The sequence below is a fragment of the Sphingomonas oligophenolica genome (assembly GCF_039522915.1).
GTDB lineage: Bacteria > Pseudomonadota > Alphaproteobacteria > Sphingomonadales > Sphingomonadaceae > Sphingomonas > Sphingomonas oligophenolica.
The window spans coordinates 1-25,147 of record NZ_BAAAEH010000031.1; the positions used below are offsets into that span (position 1 = coordinate 1).

Below are 25,147 nucleotides of genomic sequence, written 5' to 3' on the forward strand. Positions count from 1 at the left end.
GCCCCAATTGAAAAGGCTTCAGCCACTCCAACCGAACCTACCGGCGCCAGCCGGTAGTCGTTCAGTTAGAACTTGAATTTCACGTCCATGCCGAATGTGCGCGGATCGCCATAGGCCTGCACGTCGTAGCCAGAAAACGCGTAGACGTTGTTACGATAGGAAACGTACAATTTGTTGCCGATGTTGCGAACCCAGACGCCAGCGCTGAATCGGCTTCCGCCAATGTTGTTATAATCGACGCGGGCATTGAACAACGAGTAGCTCGGAATGGCGGAGGCGTTGCCCTCCGTCGCCACGCCGACGCGCTTGCCCCGGTAATACCAGTCACCGGCGAACACCAAGGCTTCGTCGCCTTGGTTCAACGGCACCGTATATGCCGCGTTCAGGCCTGCCGTGTCTTTCGAAATATGCCCGAAAGTTGCACCATTCAAGTTGGTGTTTGCACCGACGACGGTGCAGGTGCTCGGCTGGATCAGTGCAAATTGGTCAAACTTGCCGAGAGTGCGGTTGTAAAAGCCACCCACGCGGAGGTTGCGCTTGATCGCCGCGTCCACTTCAAGTTCGAGACCCTTCGGGGACGCCTTGCCTGCATTAATGACATAGGATGCCACCGTGCCGCAATTGGCCAGTTCCTGGAACTGCATATCCTTGTACCAGCCACGGTAAGCGGCGACGTTCGCGCGAATCACCGCATCGTCATTGACGCGGATCGTGGCCTTGGCACCGAGCTCGATATCCGTGAGCTTTTCTGGCGCATAGGTCTGCAAAACCACGGGAACATTGGATGAAACAAGGTTCAGGCCGCCGGCCTTGTAGCTGTGCCGGCTTGAGACATAGACCAGAAGATCTCGGGATACTTGGTAATCAAGGCCAAGAGTCCAGCTGATATTCCTGTAAGTGTTTCTGTTTGTAACTGTTGGAGCCACCGCGGGCCCACCAGCCGCAGTGTAATCAATCGCGTCCAGAACGCCGGTGCGGATGTCCCAGGTATGACGAATACCAGCAGTGAATTTCAGTCCATTAAGGCCTATCTCGGAAAAGTCATATGTTCCCTGAGCGAACAACGCCTTAGAGGTGTACTGGTCGGTCGAGGTGGTCTGGTTGTTCAGACCGCCAAACAGAAAGGCCGGCTGCACAGTTCTGGTATGATCGCTTGAGAAAAAAGCTCCAACAATCCACTTCAAGGTATTTGTATTGCCCGAAAGTTGAAGTTCATCGCTGAACGAGTCAAGATATTTCGACTGCAATACATCGACCAGCGGAAAGTCTGTGCTGGTCTGCGACAAACTAACCCGCGGCTTTTGATTGGAATATCCGAAAATATTCTTCACAGTGCCGAAGCCTAGATCGTAGCTGGTCGTGTTGGTCGCGATAAAAACATCGTTGTCGTCGTTGTTTGGACGAACCGAATAATCGATAGTCCGCAATCCAAGCTGCTGCTGGCGATCAAACTGACCCTGAACCAAATTTGCCACACCAGTGCCGATCGCCTGGCTGCCCGTACCGTTTGCGATAACGAATTGTACCAAGTCGTAGTTGTAACGGCTGAAAATCAACGGATTCTGGTGCTGACGACCGTGGAAGTAGCTGAAATACGTTTCGTTGCGAAGCCGCTCCGTCGGAGTGGCCACCAACGACAGGCGCAGAACTTCATATTTCTTGTCCGCGCCGTCCGGCCCTGAAACGTTGCGCACAAAACCGTCCTGACGCGTAATTTGGCCCGACAGGCGGACTGCAAGCTTGTCGGTGATCAGCGGAACGTTCACGCCGGCACCGATCTGATAATAGCTGTAATTGCCGATTGTGCCGTCGGCGAAACCTGAAACGGTGCTGGTATCGGCAATGCGCGGGGTGAAGATCACTGCACCACCGGTGCTGTTCTTGCCAAACAGAGTTCCCTGCGGTCCGCGGATCACCTGCACCGAGTTGAGGTCGAAAAGCCCGCCAGCGAAAGCCCGCGAATTGATCGGGACATCCCCAAGATACGTCACGACCGTGTCATCGGACCCCTGGGCGACGGTCTGGCCGCGGAGTTGGAACACAGGAGCGGTCGAGCCGCCGAGCGGGTCGCTGGTGATCACGAGGCTTGGCGTATTATACTGCAGATCTTTTGCGCCAGTGATGCGCCTTTGCTCCAGCGCGTCTCCGCTCAGCACGGACACTGCAACCGGAACCTTCTGAATATTCTCGCTTGAGCGCCGCGCCGTGACGACGATGTCGGTTAAATCCGCTTCTTTAGGCGGAGCGGGGTTTTCGGAAGCGGCTGCCCCGGTTGATTGTTGCGCGAGTGCGGACGTCGCGAAAGTCATTGCTCCTGCAGAAGCACTCGCGGCGAGCGCGAGCAGTCTCATATATGTATTCATAAAGCCTTCCTAAAACTCTCAGCTTCGCCGCCCTTTAGTCGGCGTTCCTCGCTGAGATCCCTGAAAGCGCATTTCGGCGCTGGGCCGACCTTTGGCGGAGCAATCCGGCGAACTCAAGCAGACAAGTGCCGATGAGAATCACGTGTGTGATTGCGCCATCAGATGATGGCGGGTGGCTCTAATGCGCGGCCCGCCATGCTTTGGATCATCACTGCTGTTTTCGCCGAACCATCCATAATATGCTCGGGCGACGCGGCAGTTTAGTCGAACGTCACCATGACCTTGGCGCTCGATGGTTGCTTGGCAAGCTCGAACGCCTTGTCGAAATCGGAAAAGGGGAGCGTCGCGGTGACATAGGCGTCCAGCGTCGCTGGATCGACGTTGGGCAACTCGGCCAACGCATCGTGAAGTTCCTGCTCGTACGGTCCGGCCGTCGTGATCTCCATCTCCCGTGAAATGAGCGCGCGGAAATTCATTGGCACGGGATTGAAGTAGATCGCGCCGATCACGAGTCTCGAACGAAATTTGGCCATTCCTGTGATATTTTCTATGACACCGGGACCGGCCGCAAGATCGTAGAAAACGTCCGTGCCGACTGTTGGTTGTCCTCTGATCGGATCACCCGCGCCCTGCAACTCGGCGAGACGCGCGGGCAGGTCTTCCTTATTGGGATTGATGACTGCGTGCGCGCCCATCTGCGTCGCATAGGCCAACCGTTCGTCGGCGATGTCGATTGCGGTGATATGGCGAACATTGCGCCGCGCCAACCAAAGCACCGCCGCCAACCCAATCGGCCCGCAACCAAAGACGACGGCCTTGGTGGACGTGTCGGGGTTGCCCCGATTCACGGTATGAAGGCCCACTGCGAGCGGCTCCACCAGAGCGGCGCGATGCAGGTCAAGGTCGGCAGGCAGGGGTAAAAGGTTCTTGCCAAGCACTGCATCGCGAATGACAACGTGGCTCGCGAAAGCACCGTCATGAATGCCGGCACCGATCGTGCTGCCGTCGCTCGCGGTCGGGCTGATAAACACGCGCATCCCCGGCGAGACCGTATCGACCGCGCTCCCGACGGATTCCACTATGCCGGTCGCTTCATGGCCAAGTGCCATGGGCTGTCCGTCTGCTCGCAATGTTCCCCATTTTACGAAATGAAGGTCGCTGCCACAGATGCCACATGCCGAAACCTTGATCAGCGCATCGCGCGGTCCGCACGATGGCATCGGCACGTCATCGATGGAATAGCTGCCCGGGGTCAGAACTCTGACTGCTTTCATGGTATATCCTCTTGAACAAGTGCCACCGTATGTGCGGATGGCACACCGGCAAATTTCAGTCTATCGTTTGCCAGAATTCTACGCGGAGGATGCCTATGAGGCAATATCGGATGATCCAGTTTGGCGCGGGGGCGACAGGCAAGTTCGCCTTGCGATCTATCCTCACGCACCCCCAGCTTCAGCTTGTCGGTGTGGGTGTGCATAGTCCGCGGAACGCGGGGCGGGACGCCGGATCGATCTGCCGCATGCCCGATACGGGCGTTCTGACCACCACCGACACGTCCGCGCTTCTGGCGATGGACGCAGACTGTGTCTCGTTCATGCCTTGGGATCCGTATGCTGACGACGTCCTGCAGGCGGATACGCATTCCGGACAATTGTTCGCGTTGCTGTGTCGTTTCCTGGAGAGCGGAAAGAACGTGATCGCGTCCGCGCCCAATTCGCTCGTCTACGCCCAGCACCTTGGGGAAGAGACGGTGCGACGACTGGAAGCTGCGTGTATCAAGGGCAACGCAAGCTTTCTTTATGTCGGCATCTCTCCGGGCTTTATCCCGGATCGTCTTGTGCTTGGCCTGACGCAGATATCGGCTCGCATCGATACCATCGCAGTTCGCGAAATCATGAACTATGCGAACTACAATGAGCCCGATATGATAATGGGCCTTTACGGGTTCGGAGAGGATCCGACCGTATTCGATTTTTCCCGCGTGCTGGCAAGTTTTTCGCGCGGGCTGGGCGGCTCGGTCGCAATGGTCGCAGCGGGGATCAAGGCCCCGCTGGACGAAGTCAAGATGGATATCCAGTATGCCGTGGCCGATCGGGACTTTGAAATTGCCGCTGGCATGGTCCGGAAAGGGACAATCGCGGCGGAGCGATTGAGCGCCACAGGCATGGTGGGCGGCAAGGCACGTATCGTGGCCGAGCACATCACGCGCATCGCCGATGAGGCGGCTTCCCACTGGCCCTATTTCGGTGCGAACGGGATCGAGGGATATCAGATCGAAATCCACGGCGCGCCGGCGATGAAGGTGGAAGTGGAATTAGGAGCCTTTGGGCGCAATCCTATGGCGGACGCCGGGTGGGCCGTTGGCGGACACATCACCAATTCGGTCATCGGACTGTGCGAAGCAGCGCCGGGAATTCGCACTTTTCTGGACCTCCCGCTCGCTCCCGGTGCTTATCGCTTGTCCGCATGAAACGTCAGAGGATGGTGGTGATACCGCCGCCATCCACCCGCAGCGCCGCACCAGTTGTCGCCGACGCCTGTGGCGACGCGACATACACGACCATGTTCGCCACTTCATTCGTCGTGGCCAGGAGCGGCAGGAGGTGCGTTGGGCGATGTTCCTTGATCACCATTCGCTGCGCGTCATCGAAAGAGACATTCTGAGCCTCTGCCATCTGTTCGATCATTCCGGCTATCTGTTCGGTTAAAGTGGTGCCCACGACGATCGAGTTGCTGGTGACGGCAGTACCGCGCGCGCGTTCCGCAAGCCCTCTCGCCACGGCCAGGATGGCGGTTTTGGTTACGCTGTAGTGCAGTCGTTCGCCACGGGTAGTCACGCCGGATTCACTTGAGATGAAGATGAGGCGGCCAGAATTCCGTTCCAGCATCCCAGGCATGTAATGACGCGCCAGCCGGATACCGCTCATGACATTGGTTTCGAAAAAACGAAGCCATTCCTCGTCGGAGAGGTCGAAAAAGTCAGCCTCCCCCCAGATGCCAAGATTGTTGACGAGGATATCGGCTGTCGGAGCGAGCTGCGTAAAGCGATCCACGTCTTCCTTGCGCGCCAGATCGGCGGCGATGCCCTCGATCGTTACATCTGGATACAGCGCAGAAAGCTGTGCCACGACATCGTCCGTCACGTCCTGCCTGCGGCCATTGACGACCACGTCGGCGCCAGCACCGGCCAACCCCTTGGCGATCGCCAGACCGATTCCGCTGGTGGAGCCGGTTACGATGGCCTTGCGACCGGAAAGATCAATATTCACCTATTTACCCCAGGCCTGAAAATGGTTGCCGCGTAGGAATTCGGGTCGCCGAACCGACATCACATATGCTCCGCCATGCGATCAACGATATCGCGGGCACCCATCAGGAGAGAACCTGCGTCGATCAGATACTCGCTTCCCGTGATCATCGAGGAGTCGTCCGATGCAAGGAACGAAACAAGCTTGGCCACTTCCGCCGTATCCATGATCGTACGCAACGGAAGCAGGCTGGCAACCCACTCGCGGGGAACGACTTCGGTTTGTGGCGTCTTCATCCAACCCGGATGGACGGAGTTGATCCTGATCTTCTCCGGTCCAAGCATATGCGCGCCAGTCTTCGTGAGGCCGGTGACCGCAAATTTCGAGCCGGTATAGGCAAGTCCGCCCGACGAATGCACGCCCGCGGTGGACGAGATGTTCACGATGGAGCCGCCGCCAGCGCGCCGCATCGCGGGCACAACTGCCTTCATTCCCAGGAAAGTGCCAAGAGCGTTGACGGCGAAAATCGATTTGAAAAGCTCTTCCGTTACTTCGTCGAAGGGAACCTGCTCGATCAGGGCGGCATTGCTGACGAGCACATCGACCGAACCAAAAGCCGCTTCCGCTTCGGCAACGGCATCTGCCCATTCGCTCGACTGCGTCACGTCGAGCCGCCTGAACATGGCAGATTCGCCAATCGCGCGGGCGACGTCACGGCCCTGATCCTCAAGAATGTCGCAGAGCATCACCCGAGCACCTTCCCGGGCAAGGTCCGCTGCAATGCTGGCGCCGAGGCCTCGAGCCGCGCCGGTCACGATCGCATTTTTCCCGCTCAGTCGCATTTGCCTCTCCGTCCAATGAGCGTGGTTCAAGCAGGCGGCGTAGGTTGATCAGGTCGCCAGTTGACTCGCCGGAATTTATCCGGCCACTGTGGTTTTTCCTAACGGTCGTCAATAAGAAAACTTGGCATCCGCGGTGATCCCGCGTCAAGCGAAGGCATCTGGCAGGGACGAGTGTATGACGGTCGGGCCTTGGACGCGGGTATCGAGATGAGACGGTATTAACAACGCTTGTGACAACGCGGCTGACGTGGAGAAGATGGTGCGCGTGTTATCATCAAGAAGTTGTTCGCACCGCTCATCTCGCATGGCGACGGAATCCAGGTACGAAGCCATGCGCCAATTTTGGCGGGCGATGGCAGCGTCCCGCCCTTGGGAATGGCACCGTATTTCGACGGGTTGGCAAAAGGCGAGGCGCTTTGAAGTCGGTCATGACATAATCGGGGGCAAAGGCGTATGACAATCCAATCGGGCGATGAAACCCTTCCGGTGCGGCTCGGCAGGCCCGCCACCGCCGCTTTGCTGGCGTGCGGTTTGTTCGTTACCATCGGGCTGTTTTCGCCCGGCCTTGTCCTGCCGCAGATCGCCAGCGCTTTCGCCGGCACGTCGCAGGCGCCGTTGCTGACCGAGATGATTGGCGCGATCGCGGGCTTTGCTTTTGCTCTGGCTGCTCCATTCTGCGGCGTGCTGACCGGCAGGCTGGGTTGTCGGCGTGTCATCCTGCCCGCGCTACTCGTGTTCGCGCTAGTCGGTTCCCTTCCGGCCTTGCTCGACAATCTCTGGCTCATCGTCGCGTCAAGGTTCGTGCTGGGCGTCGCGACCGCCGCGATTTTCACCGGGGCGCTCGCCGGTATCGGCGCACTGGCCGCGGCGGAACAAGCGCGCCTTTTCGGGTGGTTCGCCGCGGTGGGCGGGGTCGCCGCCATCCTGTTGTTTCCAATCGTCGGCCAGCTCGGCCACATGGGCTGGCGGCCGGCGTTCCTCGTGCACCTCTCATCACTGGCCTTCGTGCCGCTCGTCCTTGCCATACCGGTCACTCTGGGTCGCCGCACGACAGCCCGTACATCCGTGTCGGACCGGCCGCGCCAGCCCGCCTTCAATATTGCCATGGCTGGCGTGCTGATCGTCGCGGGATTGACCGGCATGAGCATGATGCTCTCGCCGATCTACGCCCCGATCTATCTGGCGTCGCTTGGAATCACGGACACGCGCCTCGCCTCGATCCCTCTTACCATCGGTGCGGTGGCGGCAGTGCTGGGGTCTTTCGCATATGGTCCGGTCAACCGCCGGATAGGGATTATGGGGGTGTTCATACTCGGGACAGCGGCCATGGGTGTGGCTTTGGGCATTGCGGGCATTACGCGGGACATTTACGTCTTCACTGCGGCAATTGCCGGAATGAGTGCGATGGTGGCGCTGCTCAGCCCCAACCTGAATGCGGCCGCAGTCGCTTTCAGCCGCCCGGAACGTACCGCCCAGGCTATCGGCCTGGCCAACGGCGTGATGTTCGGGGCACAGTTGCTCTTCCCTTTCGTGGCTGCCTGGACACGTGCGCTGGTTGGCTTGTCGGGCGTCTTCCTCGTCTTTGGCATAGCGGCGGCAGCGGTCGCTTTACTGGCCGGCGTGCGGCGGCTGACCGCGCCGCGGCCGGCAGTCGACCGCTGAGTTCCTCATCGGGAGGCTGGCGCGGTCCGCTCGAGTGGTCGACACTTCTGGCACAAGACCGGTATTGAAAGGCAGGGCGGTTATGAATGTGCTAAAGTCGGCAAACCCACCCCACACCAAAAGCGCTGAGGACATATCGACGCGCAAGGGGCCGTGCGACTTCGGCCAAGGCGCGCGGACTTGACCGCGTGGTCGGCACAGTCGTCGCCCGACGTCGCCGCGACGCTGTTCAGGCTAGATGGCCGGATCGCGCTGGTGACTGGATCGGCGCGCGGGCTGGGGCTGGAAATGGCGGCGGCGCTCGCCTCGGCTGGCGCGACGGTATTGGTGAACAGCCGCGACCCTTCGAAGGCGGAAGAGATCGTCGCTGAGTTCCGCGGCGTCGGCCAGAAAGGCGAGGCACTCGCCTTCGATCCGGCCGATGAGACCGCGACGATCGCAGCACTTGAAAAGGTGCGCGCACGTCATGGCCGAATCGACATCCTGGTGGCCAATGCGGCGGCGCGCATGCGCCGTCCGTTCGAGGATATCCCACCGAAGGATTTCGCTAGGCTGATCGACACGAATCTGTTGGCGGTTCAGAGCCTGTGCTGGCACGCTCTGCCGCTTTTGAAAGCTGCGCCGGTTGGTCGCATAATCCTGATAAGCTCGGTGGCCGCGCAACGTGCATCCCCCAACGATGCCGCATACGCGACATCCAAGGCAGGGATAGAGGCGCTAATGCGGGCGCTGGCAGTGGAATACGGGCCTCTCGGCGTGACGTGCAACGCGATCGCGCCCGGTCCCTTTCTGACCGAGGTTAACCAGAAGATCGCTGCCGATATCGGTGATGCTATAAGGCACAAGGTTCCGGTCGGTCGCTTCGCCCAGCCGCGTGAGCTTGCCGGGGCGCTGCTGTTCCTTGCCTCGGAAGCGGCTTCCTTCGTCAACGGTCAGGTGCTTGTCGTCGACGGCGGCGCTGCAGCCGCGCTATAAGCTATACCGACGGTCTTTGGCCCTCGCGCGTGCGGGACTTGCGGCACGATGACCAGCTCCCACTTATCACTGAGTGCTGTTTCCCGGCCGGGGCGTCGTATGCGAGGCTTATTGACCATATGGCGCAAAGCGATGCCCGTACGATGAACGGGACCGCGGCTTGTGTCGATCCGGATCGCGAGGAACTGATCTCGCTGATCTACGAGGCGTCGGTGCATCCCGATGGGTGGCAACCTTTCCTGAACGCGTTTCACCGGAGCCTATCAGCCTATTTTTCGGCTATCATGTTCCGGCACCGACCGCATGGATCGCTGACGCTCATGGTGCGGCGTGGCGACGATGGTGAGGACGGCATCCCCAGTCGCATCTACGCCGATATCGCCGGTAGTGGCCCCATCGATTATGAGACGATGGAAAGTGGCCAGATCTACACGCTGCGCGACTTCAGCGCGCATGGCGAGATCGCGACCGCGCCCGTCTTCACTGAACATCTCAAGGTGGCTGACAAGGGCCATCTCGAATTGGTTGCGGTTGGCCCGGCCGACGGCTTTCGTGCGCAATTTCTGTGGGTGCGCGATGACGCGACCGGGCCGCTTGATGCGGGCGAGCGGGCTTGGCTGAAATCCCTGCTGCCCCATCTGGAGCGGGGGATGGCGATTTTCGCCCGCAAGATCTTGCTGCAGGTTTCGAGCGGTATCTGCACCGAGGCGCTGGAGCAACTCGCCTTTGGTGCGGCCGCGCTGGACAAAGATGGCCGCATCCTTGTCTGCAACCGCGTCGCAGATGAGCTGATTGACCAGAGCGAAGATCTCAGGCGCGTTAACGGCCGGCTGATCTTCCGGCGCAAGGACCATGCGCAGACGATACGCGAATTCGCGACCAATCTCGACATCGCACGAACCGAGGCGGTGTTTCGGCTGCGAAACGGGGAAGAGACGATTGGCGTGCTCGCGAGGCCGATCGCCCCGCGAGCAGCGGACAACGCCATGACGACGGCGCGGGTGATCGTCTATCTGCACGCCTTGACTGGACATGCGCAACCATCGCCAGTGCTGCTGTCCAAGCTGTTTGGCCTAACGCCTTCCGAAGCGATGCTGGCAATCCTGCTGAGCGAGGGAGCAACGTTACGCGAGGCAGCGCAGCAGATGGGCATTACTGAAAACAGTGCTCGCACGTACAGCAAGCGCATTTTCCTGAAAGCAGGCGTGCGTCGGCAGGCCGACCTGGTCCGCGTGATCCTGCGAAGCGTTGCCATGTTCGGCAATGGCTGACCGCCATCGGAACAGCCCTTGCTCCGTTGATATATTGTACGCGCGTCGCGGCATAAGCGCGCTCACGACCGACCGCACGCGTCGATCAGTCTGTCAGGGCGGTCAGATCGGGCCAGAAGCTGTCGGCGCCGCGCGCGCACAGCTGGCCACCGAGCCGTGTGGCCCAATGGCTGTCATTGCCGAATTCGGAACGCCAGGTCCAAAGTCGGCGGGTGAGGGGATGCAGGCCATATTCTTCCGTGAAGCCGATAGCCCCATGGACCTGATGCGCGATACCGGCACCCGTTCCCACCGCGATGTTGCAGCGCAGTTTGGCAGCGCCAATCTCGAATGTGCCATTCCCGCGATCAAGCGCCTGTGCCGCGGCGCTTGCCGCGCAGTTGGCGGCAGCCGCTTCGCAGGCAAACGTAGCCAGATTCTGCTGGACGGCCTGGAATGCGGAAAGATTTCGCCCGAATTGTTTGCGCTGGTTCACATAATCCGTGCTGATCGCCAGAGCGGCATCAAGCGCGCCCGCAATCTGCGCCGATCGCGCGAAAGCGCCAAGAGCGAAGATATCGACATCCTGCGTTACCGCACGGCCATGGCAGATCGTGACCTGATCGCGCGCTTCACCCGATATTGTCGTGGCGCGTCGGGCAGCCGAGGCTGGCAGCTCGACGATCAGGCTGGAGCCTTTTTCGAACGGCGCGACGACGAAGGCTGCGCCATCGCTGACAATAACGTCCTCCAGCGTCCCTTCAAATTGATCGCCCGATATCGTCCCGTTGGCTGCTCTCGCGATCGTGCCGCGCCCTTGGAAGCCGTGTCGCGAACCCAGGTGCGCCGCCAGCACGCTCTCGACGAGCGGTAGTCCCAGAGCATGGTAGCCAGCGGCCCGGAAGACGATCAGAGCATCCTGCCAAGACCCGCCGAAGCCGCCATGCGCATCATCGACAAGAAGGTCGGGCAAGCTGAGTTCCTCCACGCGGGGCCACGCCTCCGCGAGGGTAGTTTTATGGCCCAGTTCGCCGAAAAGTGCCTGAGTCATGTCACTCAGCATTGTCTGCTGTTCATTCATCTCAGGCCAAGTCCTTTAGCGATGATTCCCTTGAGAATTTCTCGAGTGCCGCCGCGCAACGAGAATGACGGCGAGACTTGTAGCAAGTGACCGAGCACTCGGGCCAGCGGAGCACCGCTTGCAAGATCGAGATCGACCGCGGCCTGCACAAGCGCGGGCATGGACTGCTCGAAGGTGTTGCCCAGATCCTTGACGATCGTTGCTTCCAGCGCGGGGTCTTCGCCTGCCGACAGCTTTGCTGCGACGGTTGCGGACATCATCCGCAAGGTCCACATTTCCGCCGCGAGCGTACCGACAAGTTGCTTGACCGCCTCGTCGGCGTCGGGACCTACATGACGCAGCAATTCGAGAAACAGCGCGGTCGACGACAGGTAGCGCTCCGGGCCGGAACGTTCCAGCGACAATTCAGCGGTAACCTGCCTCCAACCATTTCCTTCCTGGCCGACAAGCGCATGCTCTTCCAATTCTACCGAGTCGAAAAAAACTTCGTTGAAATCATGGCCGCCGGTCAGATCGATGATGGGCCGGATCGTGACGCCAGGCGCATCCATGGGAATGACGAACTGGCTTAGGCCCTCGTTCCTCTGAGATCCCGGAACCGTGCGTACCAAAGCGATCATGACGTGGGAGAAATGTGCGCCGGTCGTCCAGACCTTCTGGCCCTCCACGATCCAGCGGTTGCCGCTCCTGTGCGCCATCGTCTTGACGGACGCCAGATCGGAGCCGGAATTCGGTTCAGACAACCCGATGCAGGCGAACACCTCGCCTTTCGCCATGCCCGGCACCCAGCGGCGCCTTTGCTCCTCCCGACCGTAGTTCAGGAGCATCCCGCCGGTCTGCCGATCCGCGATCCAGTGCGCGCCCACCGGCGCGCCGGCCGCGAGCAGTTCCTCCAGAACGACGTATCGCTCCAGACTGGAGCGTTCATGCCCGCCATATTCGCGCGGCCACGTCATCCCGATCAGGCCAGCCTCACCGAGCAGGCGGCTGAAATTTGGATCGGCCACGGCCCAGCAGTTCGCCCGCTTCGCGGGATCCGGATTTACAGGATAGGAAGCGATCAGATTCCTGACCTTTTGCCGGAGGGATTCCGCCGACTCGGGCCAGTGTATCTGTTGTGCTGTAAAAGTCTGCACGCAGGAGCTCCGTCAATTCAACGGAGCATCTGCCTTTGTCCCATTATGTTTGCAACGCCGCGTGCGCCTGATCTACCCACACGGAGCAGGCATTACAGGTGTAATAGGCGCTTTCTCGTTCAGGCGCACCCTTCCGCCTCGATAACCTCGTGCGATCGGCGCCATTCGATGTACCGCGCGGTCTCTTCTCGCAGCACTGCCAGATAAGTGTCGCGATTTTCGCGCAAGTTGTCGCTAAGGCCCGGCACGCCGACGACCAGCTGTTCCTCATTGTTCACCTGCGGCAGCCGCATCGCGATCATGCCACCGCCTTTCGTGATCGTATCGAAGGTCGAGGCCCAGCCCAGACTGCGTACTTCGGCAACCTGCTCCATCAACGTCTGTATGCAATCGCGCGGCTGGCCTTCGCCCGCCTCCGCGTTGGTACGCATGGCGATCCGCTTGATGTCGGAGTCCGGCAGGTCCGCCAGCAGCATCAGACCCGTGCCGGATCGGATAAGCGGCCGCCTCGATCCCTTCACCACGAACAGGCGAACGGGGTTGGTCGACTGGACGATGTGGATATATTCAGACCAGATCTGATTGCGAACGGCCACGACCACGGCCTGGTTCGTACGCGCGTTGACTCGCTGGAGCAGGCGCATCAGCAAGCCGTCGCTGATCATGGCGCCGTTAACCCAATTGCCCAGCAACGCCACTCTGGTCGTCGGGCTGAAGGCCCGTGTCTTGGGATTGAACTGAAGATACCCCATAACGACCATGCTACGAAGCAAGACCGACGTGCTCGACTGGGGGAGATCGAGAAGATCTGACACTTCGTAGACCGGGGCTTCTCGCCGGAGGACGTCAAAGAGTTCCAATATCCTCAAGACTCGACCAGCGGACTTGACGACACCTTCCGTTTCGGCGCTGTTCCACCCAACGACGTTGCGCTCATTCAGTGATCGTGAAAGCTGCCTCGCTCGCATCCGCTCTCTCCCATTTTTCTATCTATCATTTGAAAATCGACTCTGTCAAGGATGCGCGGAGGATGCAGCGCCTCTATTTCAGGGCCGTTCTATATTTTCTCCCATCTTATACGATGCGCGCTGCAGGGCAACGATGAACGAAAGGATAAGCGCCCATCATGGCTTCCGGCACGGGCACGGTCCCATCCTACCAGACGGCGCTCGAGATAGGGCGGCAAGTTGAATCGTTCGTGCGCAACGTCGTGATCCCTTATGAAACAGATACCCGATTCGATCACCATGGCTATCCGACCGAGGAACTGGTTCAGGAACTCAAGCAGCGCGCCCGGGACGCGGGAGTCCTTTCTCCGCATATCCGGTCGGACGGCACTCATCTGACACAGCGGGAGACCGCCATCGTCCTGGCCCGCACGGGTTTGTCGCCGCTTGGGTCGGTTGCGTGCAACACCAGCGCGCCGGATGAAGGCAATATGTACCTGCTGGGCAAAATGGGAACGCCGATGATCAAGGAGCGCTTCTTGGAGCCCTTGAGGGCCGGTCGCGCCAGATCTGCCTTTTTTATGACCGAACCTGACAATGGTTGCGGCTCAGACCCTTCGCTGATGAAAACAACCTGCCGCCGGGATGGGGACGATTGGGTTGTCAACGGCCGAAAGGCGTTCATCACCGGCATGGTCGGCGCCAAGATCGGGATTATCATGGCAAAGTCGGCTGATCCCGAGACGGACGGCGGGGCCTGCATGTTCATCGTCGACCTTCCCAGTGACGCGATCAGGGTCGAGCATGTTCCCAACACCCTCGACTCGCAACTGCCCGGCGGTCACGCGATGGTATCGATCGAGAATTTGCGAGTGCCGGCCGATCAGATGCTGGGCGAGCCGGGCGAGGCCTTCCGCTACGCCCAGGTACGACTTTCTCCCGCGCGCCTGTCACATTGCATGCGCTGGCTGGGTGCCTGCCGTCGGGCCAACGAGATCGCGGTGGACTATGCCAATCGCAGAGTCGCCTTCGGCAAGACGATTATTGACCATGAGGGCGTGGGCTTCATGCTGGCCGACAACCTCATCGATTTGAAGCAATGCGAACTGATGATCGACTGGTGTGCCGATGTACTCGACACCGGGTCGTTGGGGATGATGGAAAGCTCGATGACCAAGGTCGCGGTTTCCGAGATGCTGATGAAGGTCGCGGACCGGTGCGTTCAGGTGATGGGAGGGATGGGGGTAAGCGGTGATACCGTGGTGGAACAAATCTTCCGCGAGATCCGGTGCTTCCGCATTTACGACGGCCCGACCGAAGTGCACAAATGGAGCCTGGCCAAGCGGATCAAGCGTCAATGGCGCGAGGCGCAGGCATGAGCGGCGAAGCCGCTGCGGCGAGCGCCGGTACAGAGCCCGTTCGCGAGGGCTCCAAGTTCGACGAGGCACGCCTCGAACGCTGGCTGCAGGAGACCGTCGAAGACTTCGAAGGCCCGTTGACCGTGGAGCAGTTTCGCGGCGGCCAGTCCAATCCCACCTTCAAACTTACGACTCCCGGGCGCTTATACGTCATGCGCCGCAAGCCTCCCGGCGCCACGGTCCCGGGTGCGCATGCCGTGGACCGGGAAGCATGCGTCATGGGCGCACTGGGGACGGTCGGCTTCCCGGTCGCCCGGGTCTACGGGGTGTGCACCGACGACGATGTCCTGGGCAGCTGGTTTTATGTCATGGAACTTATCGATGGCCGGATCGAGTGGGACAGCAGGCTGCCGGGAATGAGCCAAGCGGATCGAGCGGCCCATTTCGATGCCATGAACGGCGCAATCGCCGCATTGCATCGTATCGATCCCCTTACGATCGGACTCGATGATTTCGGCAAGGCCGGCAATTATTTCGAGCGCCAGATCGCACGCTGGTCGCGGCAATATCTCGCCGATGCGGATGCTGGCCGCGACGAGGCGATGGATCGTCTGATCCAGCGGCTGCCGTCGCGCGTGATTGCGGACGAGGCACCGCGGATCGTTCACGGCGATTTCCGATGCGACAACCTGATCTTCGCGCCCGACGCTCCGACGGTGCGGGCCGTGCTTGACTGGGAATTGTCGACACTCGGCCACCCGCTGGCCGACTTTGCGTATAACGCGATGGTTTATCGCTTACCCGAAAATATCATTTCAGGCCTCGCAGGCGAAGATCTGGTGATGCTCGGTCTGCCGTCAGAGCGGGAATATCTGGAGGCGTATTGTGAGAAGGTCGGTCGAGCGCCGCTGGCGGCGCAGGACTGGGCGTTTTGCATCGCTTTCAACCTGTTTCGTCTCGCGGCGATCTATCACGGAATCAAGGGGCGGATGATCCGGGGCAACGCTGCATCGCTCCACGCGCAGCAGCGGGCGGATAATTTTCCCGTGCTCACGCGCATGGCGCTCAGCATCCTCGATGGTGACTGAAACGGTTCGGCATCCCTCGCGCCGCGGGTTCCAAGCGGCTGACGGCGGCAATTCCGGGGAGGCAATACGGCTTTCGGGCAGGTTGGTCATCAGGCCCGAACGATATAGCGGGCAACTGCGGATGAGTGGTACCCCTGTGCACGTTCGCGAAGTAATGACATAGGTCCGCTTTCTCCGCCGGCGACACGCAGTCCGGATAGGGAAGTCGCGGAAGTCCATTTATAAGGATACGTATGAGCACGTCTGAATTGTCCGCCATGATCGCGACGGCCGAGGAGATCGTCGAAGAAACTCGGAACGGACGCATGTTCATCCTCGTGGACGACGAGGATCGCGAGAATGAGGGCGATCTCGTCATACCCGCGCAGATGGCGACACCGGATGCGATCAACTTCATGGCGAAACATGGGCGCGGCCTGATCTGCCTGTCGCTGACCCGGGCGAGGGCGGAGCAACTTGGCCTCGAGATGATGTCCCAGAATAACGGGACACAGCATGAGACCGCTTTCACCGTATCGATCGAAGCACGCGATGGCGTCACGACCGGAATATCGGCCGCCGACCGTGCCCGTACGATCGCCGTTGCGATCGACGCCAGCAAGGGGCGGGATGAGATCGTCACGCCCGGGCATGTCTTCCCCTTGGTCGCCCGCGACGGCGGGGTGCTGGTGCGGGCGGGGCATACCGAAGCATCTGTCGATGTCGCCCGCCTGGCCGGCCTCGTTCCCGCAGGGGTGATCTGCGAGATCATGGCAGAAGACGGTACGATGGCCCGGATGCCCGATCTTCTGAAGTTTGCTGCGCGGCACAATCTGAAAATCGGCACCATCAAGGACCTGATCGCCCATCGTCTTCGATTTGACCATCTGGTCGAGACGATTGCGCGATCGACGTTCAGGTCCGACACGGGCGACGAATGGGAAATGTTCGTTTATCGCAACAAAATCGACGGAACACGGGCCTATGCCTTGCGGATGGGGAGGGTGGATCCGGCGACGCCGACGCTGGTCCGCGTTCATGTTGCGTCCGCTTTCTACGATATGCTGGACGTGCCCGGTCCCCGTCGCGGACTGATTCCGAGAGCGATGCGAAAGATTGTCGAGCATGGCTCGGGTATCATCCTCGTTCTTCTACCCTCGCCGGACGTCGGGATTGGCGTTGGTCCCACGGGCAATCCGGCCGATGCGCGCAGCTTCGGCATCGGCGCCCAAATCCTCGCGGACCTGGGCGTGCATGATATGATCCTGCTACGCACCAGCATGCGGCACGCGATTACGGGCGTTGGCGGATACGGTCTGGACATCGTCGACGAAATGCTGCTGGAGCCGCGCGAGACCTGATCAGGCTGCCGTGTAGGCTGTCTTTGTCGTCGTGTAGAATTCTGCGGCATAGCGGCCTTGCTCTCTAGGACCGTAGCTGGACGATTTACGTCCGCCAAACGGCACATGAAAGTCGACGCCGGCGGTTGGCGTGTTGACCATCACCATGCCTGCGGCCGAGCGCCGCTTGAAATCGCTCGCATGTTTAAGCGACGTCGTCACGATTCCCGACGAGAGGCCGAACGGCGTGTCATTGGCGATCGCCACAGCGTCATCGTAATCCTGTGCCTGGATCACGCAGGCGACCGGCCCGAAAATCTCCTCGCGCGCGATCCGCATGTCATTGCGTGCATCGACGAACAGTGCCGGGTTCATGAAATGGCCCGGCCGGTCTCGTTCCAGCAGATCGCCACCCCGGACGAGCTGTGCGCCCTCCTGCTGGCCAAGCGCGACATAATCCAGGTTTCCGCGCAACTGCTTCGCTTCGGCGACCGGACCGATGTCCGTTCGTGGATCCAGCGCGGCGCCCACGCGAACCCGTTCCAGGCGTTTTGTCAGGCCTGCCACAAAGGCATCGTGGATCCCTCTGGTGACAATGAGGCGCGACGATGCCGTGCAACGCTGCCCCGTGGAATAATAGGCACCCTGAACGGCGACCTCAACCGCGATGTCCAGCTCTGCATCGTCCAGTACGATCAAGGGGTTCTTCCCCCCCATTTCAAGCTGCACTTTCGCCAGACGACCAACGAGCTGGCTTGCGAGGCGTTGGCCGACCTCCTGCGAGCCGGTGAAGCTGACCGCTGCGACGTCGCGATGGTTGACGATCGTCTCGCCGACGACGCTGCCTCGCCCCATGACGAGGTTGAACACGCCGCCCGGGACCCCTGCGCGAACAAGGATATCCGTCAGCGCCCAGGCAGATGCCGGCACGGAATCCGCAGGTTTGAAAACGACCGTATTGCCATAGGCGAGCGCCCCGGCAATTTTCCAGGCCGGGATCGCGATCGGGAAATTCCACGGCGTGATGAGTCCCACCACCCCAACCGGCTCGCGGGTCACCTCCACCGACAAGCCGGGACGGACAGATTCGATCAGTTCGCCGCCTGGACGGAGTGCTTCGCCAGCGAACCATTTGAAGACATTGCCCGCGCGCGCGACTTCGCCGACGCCTTCCACACGGGTTTTGCCTTCTTCTCGTGACAGAAGCTCGCCCAGTTCATCCTTGCGGGCCAGAATTTCGCTTCCCGCGCGGTCGAGTATTTCAAAGCGCCGCATGATTCCGGCCTCTCGCCAACCGGCGCGGGCTTCGGCGGCCGCCTCGATTGCCACTTCGACCTGACGCGGATCGGCGCGGGCATATTCGCCGACGATGTCGTTCAGATCGGAGGGGTTTACGTTCTCGGAGACATCATTCCCCGCGAACCATTCGCCCGCGATCCAATTCCTGTAAATCGACATCTTCGCTCCTGCGTTGGGTCGTTCGGTCGGCCTACTTTCCCGTAAATGAAGGCTTGCGCTTCTCGACGAACGCATTGAGCGCTTCGCGGTGATCCTGGGTCGCGTGCGCAAGCGGCTGCATTGCTGCGGAAAAGTCCAGGACGCGTTCAAGGCTCATGTCCTGTGCGCTGGTCATCAGCTTTTTGGTCATGCGCACGGATTGAGGCGGATTGACCGCTATGCGCTCAGCGATCGACATTGCCTTGTCGAGCAGGTCGCCCTCATCCACCACATAGGAAACAAGCCCCCAGGCCAGCGCCGTCTCCGCCGAAATCGTGTCCCCGGTGAAGGCCATTTCGCGAGCGCGGCTTTGCCCCACAGCACGCGGAAGCAGCCAGGCTCCGCCGTCACCAGGCACCAGGCCCACTTTCACAAAGCTTTCGGCAAAGCTGGCATTCCTGGAAGCAACGCGAATGTCGCACATGCAGGCCAAGTCGCATCCCGCACCGATGGCGGGGCCGTTCACCGCCGCGATGATGGGCACCTCCAGCCGCTCGAAGGCGAGGGGGACGCGCTGGAGCCCTTCAAGATACCAGAGACGATTGTCGACGGGTGCGGCGTATGCGTTGCCGTCCGGGGCGGCCATTGCCTTGAGGTTGCCGCCCGATGAGAACGCGGAGCCGGCCCCGGTCAGGATCGCTACCCGCACATCCTTGTCGGCATTCAGGCGCGCGAACGACTCTATCAGCCCGGAAATGATCGCCGGTTCCGACACGGGATTGCGCAGGTCCGGCATGTTCAGGGTTAGGGTGACGATGTGGCCGACCTGCTTATATAGTACCGCTGCGCTGTCCATTGTCATCTCCGCGTTCTGCTCGTCTCGATTTGGAATGCTCTCGGGGGGTATTGAAGAGCGCAGCTACTGTCCATTCCCCGGACATCCTCATCCGCTACGTGATTTGCTCTGTTAGCAGGGACATACGGGCACTGGACGGTTGCATGCCGACGCCCCGTGTCTCACGGTCGGGCGGTGAGGGGAACAATTGTAGATTATGTCTTTGACGGATTTGCGCGCATTGCTGGGGCTTGAGCCAAGTGGCGACGATCGTTGGCGATCGGTAGCGGCGGACATGAACGCCGGTGGCGAGGTCTTCGGGGGCCAGTATCTCGGCTTGTCGGTTCATGCCGCGATGCTGAGTGCGCCCGGCCGCATGCCGCACGCGCTCAGCGCATTCTTCCTGCGGAGCGCCCGTGCCAGTGATCAGGTGGAATATCATGTGGAGCGGACGCGTGACGGCCGTACGTTCGCACATCGCCGGGTTGCGGCGTGGCAGGACGGTAAGGAAGTCTATCGCGCCGAAATCAGTTTCCACGACCCGGAAGACGACCAGCCGTTCCACGAGGCGAAAGCACCGGAAGCACCCGACATCGAAACGCTGAAATCGCAACACCAGTGCGTGCTGGATCGGGCCGATGAACTTGATCCGCTTGTGGTGCGGCGCGTGATAAACCGTGCTTCGTTCGAGAGCTATTTCCCCGACCCCGAGGAGGGCCTCGGTAAACCGGGGACCCGACCCTACACGCTCGCCTGGCTGCGTCCGTCTCCACCGCCACTGCCAGGCGATATGATCGGTTATTTCGCGACGCTCGCCTATCTGACCGATGCATGTGCGAATTTCGCGGGGCGGATCATGCACGCCAAGCAACTGCACGACGGTGAGTTGGCATCCAGTTCGCTCAACCATGCCATCTGGTTCCACGCGACTCCACGGCCGATCGACACGCTGCTTTATGAGGTCGATAGCCCCTATGCTGGCGGCGGCCTGGGTTTCAACCGGGGTACGATGTTCGACGTGGAAGGCCGGGTGCTGGCGTCCATCACGCAGGAGGCGCTGATCCGCCGCCGGCGTAATTAGCAAGGGCGCAGCCGCCCGGCGCTTTGCCGTCTAGGGCGTTTCGGAAAGTCCGTAGCCGGGTTTAGGCAAGGAGAAGTTGATATGGCGGAACGACGCAATGCGGCGATCATCGGGGCCACCGGCCTCGTGGGCCGGGGTATTGCCAGAGCGCTTCATGGCGCTGGCTGGGCCGTCACCGCTATCGGCCGAGATGAAATCAAGTTGGCGGCCCTGAGAGAGGAGCTCGAAGGTCAGGCCCGGATCATCGTCGGCAGCGTCGCCGACGATGAAACGGCACAGCGCACAGCCTCAGATGTGGCGGCGCTTTCCGGCACGTTTGATGCTGTCATCACGACAATCAACCGACCGGTTTCGTCCCAGCCCGCGCTGGATATGCCGGGCGAGACGCTGATCGACTTTTTTCGTGAGAATGTCGCCACTCATCATTGCGCCGCGAAGGCCTTCATTCCGCTGTTATCAAAAGGAGGTCGTTATCTCGGCATAGGCGGCGGCATGGCCGACTTCACGGTTCCGGGGCTGGTGGGGGTTTCGATGAGCCAGGCTGCGCAGCGCAATCTGTTCCGGTTTCTCGCCCAAGAAAGCGAAGAGCGCGGTGTATCCGTAATCGAGCTCATGCTCTATTCGCACATTGTCGATCCAGCAGATGAGGCCGTGGCCGACCCTCGCGGTATCAGGGCGAATGAAGTGGGCGCGCACGTTCTCGCCATTCTGCAGCGACCCGACGAATTCACGGGTCCGATTCTGACCCTGAAGTCCCGCAAACAGGTAGGAATGGCCGAGCGCAGTCAATAACCCGAATGCCGCAGGTGCGTTCGATCGAACAAGAAATATCGAGGCATGAGCGTGCCACAACACTCGAGAGGACAAGCCGTGTCAGGTATCAGCTACGAATGGAGGAACGGCTGGCGCACCGTAGCCAGCGGCTTCGTCGGAGTCATCTTCATGACAGCGGTCTCCATTGTGACGGGGGTTGTTATGGCTCCTTTGACTGCGGAGTTCGGCTGGTCACGTGCTATCATCACGTCGAACGTGCTCATCTGTTCTGTGATGACGTTACTCCTGGCGCCTGTCCTCGGGCGTCTCATGGCCCGCTTCGGCCCGAGGCGCTGCGCTTTGATCGCCATCCTGGCGGCCAGTCCCGCTCTCGTGTTGATATCGCTGGCTGGTGGAAGCCCGCTCACATGGCTGGCCGCCTGGACCGTCTTTGCGATTATTAATGTCGGAATCAGTCCCATGGTCTGGTCGGGAGCGGTAGCCGCGCTCTTCGACCGTGCGCGCGGCATGGCATTGGCAATCACGCTCAGCGGCGCCGGCATTGCCTACTTCGCATTCCCGCAATTGGCAGTCGTGATGCTCAGGAATTTCGGGTGGCGCGGCGTCTATGCGGGGATCGCGGCCTTGCTGCTGCTTATATTGTTGCCGCTCGTCTATTTCTGGTTTTGTCGGCCTGCGGATGTGAGTGTGACACCTGACTCCAAAGATCATGTGCGCGCCCGTCTTGCCGATACCGGATTCACGCTGGGACAGGCGTTACGCATGCGCCATTTCTGGCAATTCATTGCCGTGGCGATCCTCATGGCGCTGGCAGAGGGCTCCTTACAGGTTCATTTCTTCCCCATCCTGCGGGAAGGGGGCTTGCCCTCGTCCGAAGCGGCGTGGGTCATATCGTTGATGGGAATTGCGCTGATCGCAGGCCGCATCCTCGCCGGCTTCATGCAGGATCGCTTTCCCCCGGTCCCCGTATTCGGCTTTTCGATCGCAATCGTTCTGGCTAGCTGTCTGCTCCTCCGGTTCTTCTCCGGTGATCCGCTGATGGCGATGGCTGTTTCGATCTGCCTCGGAGTGGGATCGGGTGGTACAACCATCGGCCTTGCGTATTTGGCCAGCCGCTATTTCGGACTGTCCGCTTATCCCTCCGTCTATGGCCTTTTGATGGGCGGTTTTTCGCTGGGTTACGGCGTTGCACCAGTCGTGGCAGGCTATTTCCGGGAGGTGACAGGGAGTTATATCCCGACGTTCGACTGGCTGATAGTCGCACTCGTCGTCGCGGTGATTCTAACCGGGCTCATGGGTCCGGTGAAGGTCGGCAGTGCGTCCTGAGAGGCCCGTGCGACTCTTCAGTTCATCCAGCGACCGCCATTTACGATCAGAGTCTGGCCGGTGACGAAACCGGCCTGCTCGCTTGCGAAAAACGCCACCGCATGGGCAATGTCCTCGGGTTCGCCCAGTCGGTGGAGCGGCGTTTCGGCGATAGCCTTGGCTACGAATGTTTCGGGTAGCAGATCCATTGCCCGCGTGCGGATATACCCGGGTGCGATAGCGTTTACGGTAACGCCAAATTCAGCGAGCTCGCGCGACAGCGACCGAGTGAAACCGATCACGCCGGCCTTCGCAGCGGCATAGGCCGCAGAAGACTTGCTGCCGATGAAAGCGGAATCGGAAGCGATATTGACGATCCGGCCGGACTTGCGGTTTCGCATGCTCGGCACAGCCTCGCGGCAGGCGTCCATCGCCGTGTGCAGGCAGATGCGCACGAGGAAGTCGGCAAGGTCGGGCCCGGCATCCCAGAACGGCGCCGCCTTGTCACGTGCACTCTGGCCGACATTATTCACGAGGATTTCGACAGGGCCAAGTACCTGGGCGACCGAGATAAACGCCGCCTTCATGGCCGAACGGTCCAGCATATCGGTTTCGATCGCCACTGCGGATTTTCCGAGCAGTTCGACTTCGGCGGCAAGCGACGCGAGCCCCTCGCCGTCGATATCGAACAGTCCCAGGTCGGCTCCGTCGCGCGCCAAACGAAGGGCGATGGCGCGGCCGATGCCGTTGGCCGCACCGGTCACCACCGCCACTTTGCGATCGGTTTGCGGGGCGGCCACTACCATCATCACTTCCGGAACTGAGGCTTGCGCTTTTCCACGAAGGCGTGGACCGCTTCCTTGTGGTCCGGCAACTGGCTTGAGATGCTCTCCAGCGCGAAACCGGCGTCGACCATACTGGCGAGATCCTGACGCAGGGGGATGTTCAGGATCGACTTCGAGAAGCGGAGGGCCGCCATGGAATTGTTGCGCAGCTTGCCAACAATCCGGTCAACTTCGGCATCCAGCTCTTCGGGTGCGACCACCTTTGCAATCAGGCCCATGTCCTTCGCCTCGCGCGCGCTGACAAGGTCGCCAGTCAGCAGGAAATATTTGGCAAGCGCCGATCCGATATTCTTGGGCCAGAACACGGCGCCGCCGTCCCCTGCTGCCAGGCCGACGCGCACGTGCGGATCGGCAAAGCGCGCATTCTCGCTGGCGATGACGATATCGCAGCAGAGAGCGAGTGTGCAGCCCATGCCGATAGCGTCACCATTGACCTTCGCGATGATCGGCTTTTCGGTATCGAGCATCAATTGCATGAAGCGCTTGCCGTTGCGATAGCCGGCAAGGAAGTTGTCGATGCCATCAAGGTTGCGCTTCATGCCCTCGAGATCGCCACCGGCCGAAAAGGCACGTCCCTCGCCGGTTACGACGATGATCTCCACGCGCGGATCCTGATCGGCCTCGAAGAATATCCGCGGAAGTAAATCGTCCATATGCGTAGCTATGGCGTTGAGGTTGTCCGGGTTGTTCAACGTGACAGTAAGAATGCCATCCGTGAGATCGAATTTGAATTCTTTCGGAAAAATCGCGAAATCCATGGTAAAACCTTTCTTGAGATTGGGTAGATCGATATTCACAAGAGTTCAGGTAAAAAAGTACGGGACGCATTTATTGCCCGGTGAATTGAGCCTTTCGCTTTTCCTTGAACGCGCTTGTACCTTCGCGAAAGTCGTCGGAACGAATCATCAGCGGCTGCATGATCTTTTCGCCTGCAAGCGCTTCTTCGAACGTCTGCGCCTCTGCCGCCGCAAATTGTCGTTTTATCATCCTTAAGGATAGCGTGGGACTTTGTGCCAGTTCGGCCGCCAGAGCGTTCGCGCGATCGAGGATGCCATCAGCATGGGCAAGTTCGCTGACCAGGCCCATATCCATTGCTTCTTGGCCGGAGACGAACCGGCCGGAATAGACCAGCGCCTTGGCGCGAAGCATACCCAGATTCTGCGACAGTAAGTGAACTGCCCCACCGTCCGGCGCCAGCCCGATATGCCGGAACGCGAACTGGAAACGGGCGTCGGGTGCGGCGACGACATAGTCACAGGCCAACGCCATCGACCAGCCTACGCCGATACATACCCCGCGCACAGCGGCGATGATGGGGATATCGGTCCGGATAAGGCTGCGCACCATGCGGTGAAGAATTTCCACACGGGCCATTGAATCCGCGATGCCGCCACCGCCCATCTCGCTGACGTCCGCCCCGGCGCAGAAATCCCGTCCGCTGCCCGTCAGGACGACCGCCCGGATTGAAACATCGTCCTGAATCTGCTCGAAAAGCTTTGGCACATCGACCCGCATCGCGAGGCTGAGTGCGTTCTTTTTTTCGGGACGGTCCAAAGTGACCGTCGCGACATTGCCATTGCTTTCGAGCGTGACTGTCATGG

At 60.4% G+C, this 25,147-nt stretch carries 22 protein-coding genes; 10 read left to right on the forward strand and 12 right to left on the reverse strand.

The genetic code is table 11. The annotated features are described in order from the left end of the window. Positions 1 to 65: 65 nt before the first annotated feature. Complete coding sequence (locus ABD050_RS14990; protein WP_343890240.1) at positions 66 to 2,363, reverse strand: TonB-dependent receptor; 2,298 nt, start codon at positions 2,361 to 2,363, stop codon at positions 66 to 68. 260 nt (positions 2,364 to 2,623) lie between these two features. Further along, positions 2,624 to 3,637 (reverse strand): zinc-dependent alcohol dehydrogenase, encoded by a 1,014-nt coding sequence (locus tag ABD050_RS14995; protein ID WP_343890241.1) that lies wholly within the window; start codon positions 3,635 to 3,637, stop codon positions 2,624 to 2,626. Positions 3,638 to 3,747: 110 nt separating this feature from the next. Here ABD050_RS14995 and ABD050_RS15000 point away from each other — a divergent pair, with 110 nt between their 5' ends. Continuing rightward, entirely contained in the window at positions 3,748 to 4,833 is a 1,086-nt protein-coding gene (locus tag ABD050_RS15000; RefSeq protein ID WP_343890242.1) for an NAD(P)H-dependent amine dehydrogenase family protein, read from the forward strand. A gap of 4 nt (positions 4,834 to 4,837) precedes the next feature. Here the strand turns inward: ABD050_RS15000 and ABD050_RS15005 are convergent, their stop codons facing one another. Continuing rightward, positions 4,838 to 5,632: an SDR family NAD(P)-dependent oxidoreductase gene (locus ABD050_RS15005; RefSeq protein ID WP_343890243.1), complete on the reverse strand. Its 795-nt coding sequence runs from the start codon at positions 5,630 to 5,632 to the stop codon at positions 4,838 to 4,840. Between the two features lie 59 nt (positions 5,633 to 5,691). After that, positions 5,692 to 6,453, reverse strand: a complete 762-nt coding sequence (locus ABD050_RS15010; RefSeq protein WP_343890244.1) for an SDR family NAD(P)-dependent oxidoreductase — start codon at positions 6,451 to 6,453, stop codon at positions 5,692 to 5,694. Positions 6,454 to 6,984: 531 nt separating this feature from the next. Here ABD050_RS15010 and ABD050_RS15015 point away from each other — a divergent pair. The 3 genes from ABD050_RS15015 to ABD050_RS15025 all read left to right on the forward strand — a co-directional run bounded on the left by ABD050_RS15015 (position 6,985) and on the right by ABD050_RS15025 (position 10,361). Further along, positions 6,985 to 8,115: an MFS transporter gene (locus tag ABD050_RS15015; RefSeq protein ID WP_343890245.1), complete on the forward strand. Its 1,131-nt coding sequence runs from the start codon at positions 6,985 to 6,987 to the stop codon at positions 8,113 to 8,115. A gap of 255 nt (positions 8,116 to 8,370) precedes the next feature. Next, positions 8,371 to 9,090 carry an SDR family oxidoreductase gene (locus tag ABD050_RS15020; protein ID WP_343890307.1) on the forward strand — a complete coding sequence of 240 codons (720 nt, stop codon included), beginning with the start codon at positions 8,371 to 8,373 and terminating at the stop codon, positions 9,088 to 9,090. A 143-nt stretch (positions 9,091 to 9,233) separates the two neighbouring features. Next, positions 9,234 to 10,361 (forward strand): helix-turn-helix transcriptional regulator, encoded by a 1,128-nt coding sequence (locus ABD050_RS15025; protein ID WP_343890247.1) that lies wholly within the window; start codon positions 9,234 to 9,236, stop codon positions 10,359 to 10,361. Between the two features lie 85 nt (positions 10,362 to 10,446). Here ABD050_RS15025 and ABD050_RS15030 read toward each other — a convergent pair whose 3' ends face one another. The 3 genes from ABD050_RS15030 to ABD050_RS15040 all read right to left on the reverse strand — a co-directional run bounded on the left by ABD050_RS15030 (position 10,447) and on the right by ABD050_RS15040 (position 13,525). Continuing rightward, positions 10,447 to 11,421: an acyl-CoA dehydrogenase family protein gene (locus tag ABD050_RS15030; protein WP_343890248.1), complete on the reverse strand. Its 975-nt coding sequence runs from the start codon at positions 11,419 to 11,421 to the stop codon at positions 10,447 to 10,449. Continuing rightward, positions 11,418 to 12,557, reverse strand: a complete 1,140-nt coding sequence (locus ABD050_RS15035; RefSeq protein WP_343890250.1) for an acyl-CoA dehydrogenase family protein — start codon at positions 12,555 to 12,557, stop codon at positions 11,418 to 11,420. Before ABD050_RS15035 ends, ABD050_RS15030 begins: the two co-directional genes overlap by 4 nt. A 119-nt stretch (positions 12,558 to 12,676) precedes the next feature. Continuing rightward, a complete protein-coding gene (locus tag ABD050_RS15040) occupies positions 12,677 to 13,525 on the reverse strand; it encodes an IclR family transcriptional regulator (protein ID WP_343890253.1) in 849 nt (282 codons plus the stop codon). A 158-nt stretch (positions 13,526 to 13,683) separates the two neighbouring features. On the opposite strand from ABD050_RS15040, the gene ABD050_RS15045 reads away from it, so the two are divergent. The 3 genes from ABD050_RS15045 to ribB all read left to right on the forward strand — a co-directional run bounded on the left by ABD050_RS15045 (position 13,684) and on the right by ribB (position 17,290). Beyond that, positions 13,684 to 14,883 carry an acyl-CoA dehydrogenase family protein gene (locus ABD050_RS15045; protein WP_343890255.1) on the forward strand — a complete coding sequence of 400 codons (1,200 nt, stop codon included), beginning with the start codon at positions 13,684 to 13,686 and terminating at the stop codon, positions 14,881 to 14,883. Beyond that, positions 14,880 to 15,950 (forward strand): phosphotransferase, encoded by a 1,071-nt coding sequence (locus ABD050_RS15050; RefSeq protein ID WP_343890256.1) that lies wholly within the window; start codon positions 14,880 to 14,882, stop codon positions 15,948 to 15,950. Before ABD050_RS15045 ends, ABD050_RS15050 begins: the two co-directional genes overlap by 4 nt. A 233-nt stretch (positions 15,951 to 16,183) precedes the next feature. Then, on the forward strand, positions 16,184 to 17,290 hold the full coding sequence (ribB, locus tag ABD050_RS15055) for a 3,4-dihydroxy-2-butanone-4-phosphate synthase (protein WP_425542465.1): 1,107 nt from the start codon (positions 16,184 to 16,186) through the stop codon (positions 17,288 to 17,290). Here ribB and ABD050_RS15060 read toward each other — a convergent pair whose 3' ends face one another. Then, positions 17,291 to 18,727: an aldehyde dehydrogenase family protein gene (locus ABD050_RS15060; RefSeq protein WP_343890258.1), complete on the reverse strand. Its 1,437-nt coding sequence runs from the start codon at positions 18,725 to 18,727 to the stop codon at positions 17,291 to 17,293. It abuts the gene before it with no gap. A gap of 31 nt (positions 18,728 to 18,758) precedes the next feature. Further along, positions 18,759 to 19,562, reverse strand: coding sequence for a crotonase/enoyl-CoA hydratase family protein (locus tag ABD050_RS15065; RefSeq protein WP_343890260.1), 804 nt, complete (start codon positions 19,560 to 19,562; stop codon positions 18,759 to 18,761). A 196-nt stretch (positions 19,563 to 19,758) separates the two neighbouring features. Between ABD050_RS15065 and ABD050_RS15070 the strand changes: the two genes are divergently transcribed. The 3 genes from ABD050_RS15070 (at position 19,759) to ABD050_RS15080 (ending at position 22,722) form a co-directional block, all read left to right on the forward strand. Continuing rightward, positions 19,759 to 20,622, forward strand: coding sequence for an acyl-CoA thioesterase (locus ABD050_RS15070; protein ID WP_343890261.1), 864 nt, complete (start codon positions 19,759 to 19,761; stop codon positions 20,620 to 20,622). Between the two features lie 81 nt (positions 20,623 to 20,703). Beyond that, on the forward strand, positions 20,704 to 21,414 hold the full coding sequence (locus ABD050_RS15075; RefSeq protein ID WP_343890262.1) for an SDR family oxidoreductase: 711 nt from the start codon (positions 20,704 to 20,706) through the stop codon (positions 21,412 to 21,414). Positions 21,415 to 21,492: 78 nt separating this feature from the next. Then, positions 21,493 to 22,722 (forward strand): MFS transporter, encoded by a 1,230-nt coding sequence (locus tag ABD050_RS15080; protein WP_343890263.1) that lies wholly within the window; start codon positions 21,493 to 21,495, stop codon positions 22,720 to 22,722. A 17-nt stretch (positions 22,723 to 22,739) separates the two neighbouring features. On the opposite strand, the gene ABD050_RS15085 is transcribed toward ABD050_RS15080, so the two are convergent. From ABD050_RS15085 to ABD050_RS15095, 3 genes are all read right to left on the reverse strand, one after another. Further along, on the reverse strand, positions 22,740 to 23,507 hold the full coding sequence (locus tag ABD050_RS15085; RefSeq protein ID WP_343890265.1) for an SDR family NAD(P)-dependent oxidoreductase: 768 nt from the start codon (positions 23,505 to 23,507) through the stop codon (positions 22,740 to 22,742). A gap of 2 nt (positions 23,508 to 23,509) precedes the next feature. Continuing rightward, positions 23,510 to 24,304 (reverse strand): enoyl-CoA hydratase/isomerase family protein, encoded by a 795-nt coding sequence (locus tag ABD050_RS15090; RefSeq protein WP_343890266.1) that lies wholly within the window; start codon positions 24,302 to 24,304, stop codon positions 23,510 to 23,512. A 70-nt stretch (positions 24,305 to 24,374) separates the two neighbouring features. Next, positions 24,375 to 25,145 carry an enoyl-CoA hydratase/isomerase family protein gene (locus tag ABD050_RS15095; protein ID WP_343890267.1) on the reverse strand — a complete coding sequence of 257 codons (771 nt, stop codon included), beginning with the start codon at positions 25,143 to 25,145 and terminating at the stop codon, positions 24,375 to 24,377. Positions 25,146 to 25,147: the final 2 nt, after the last annotated feature.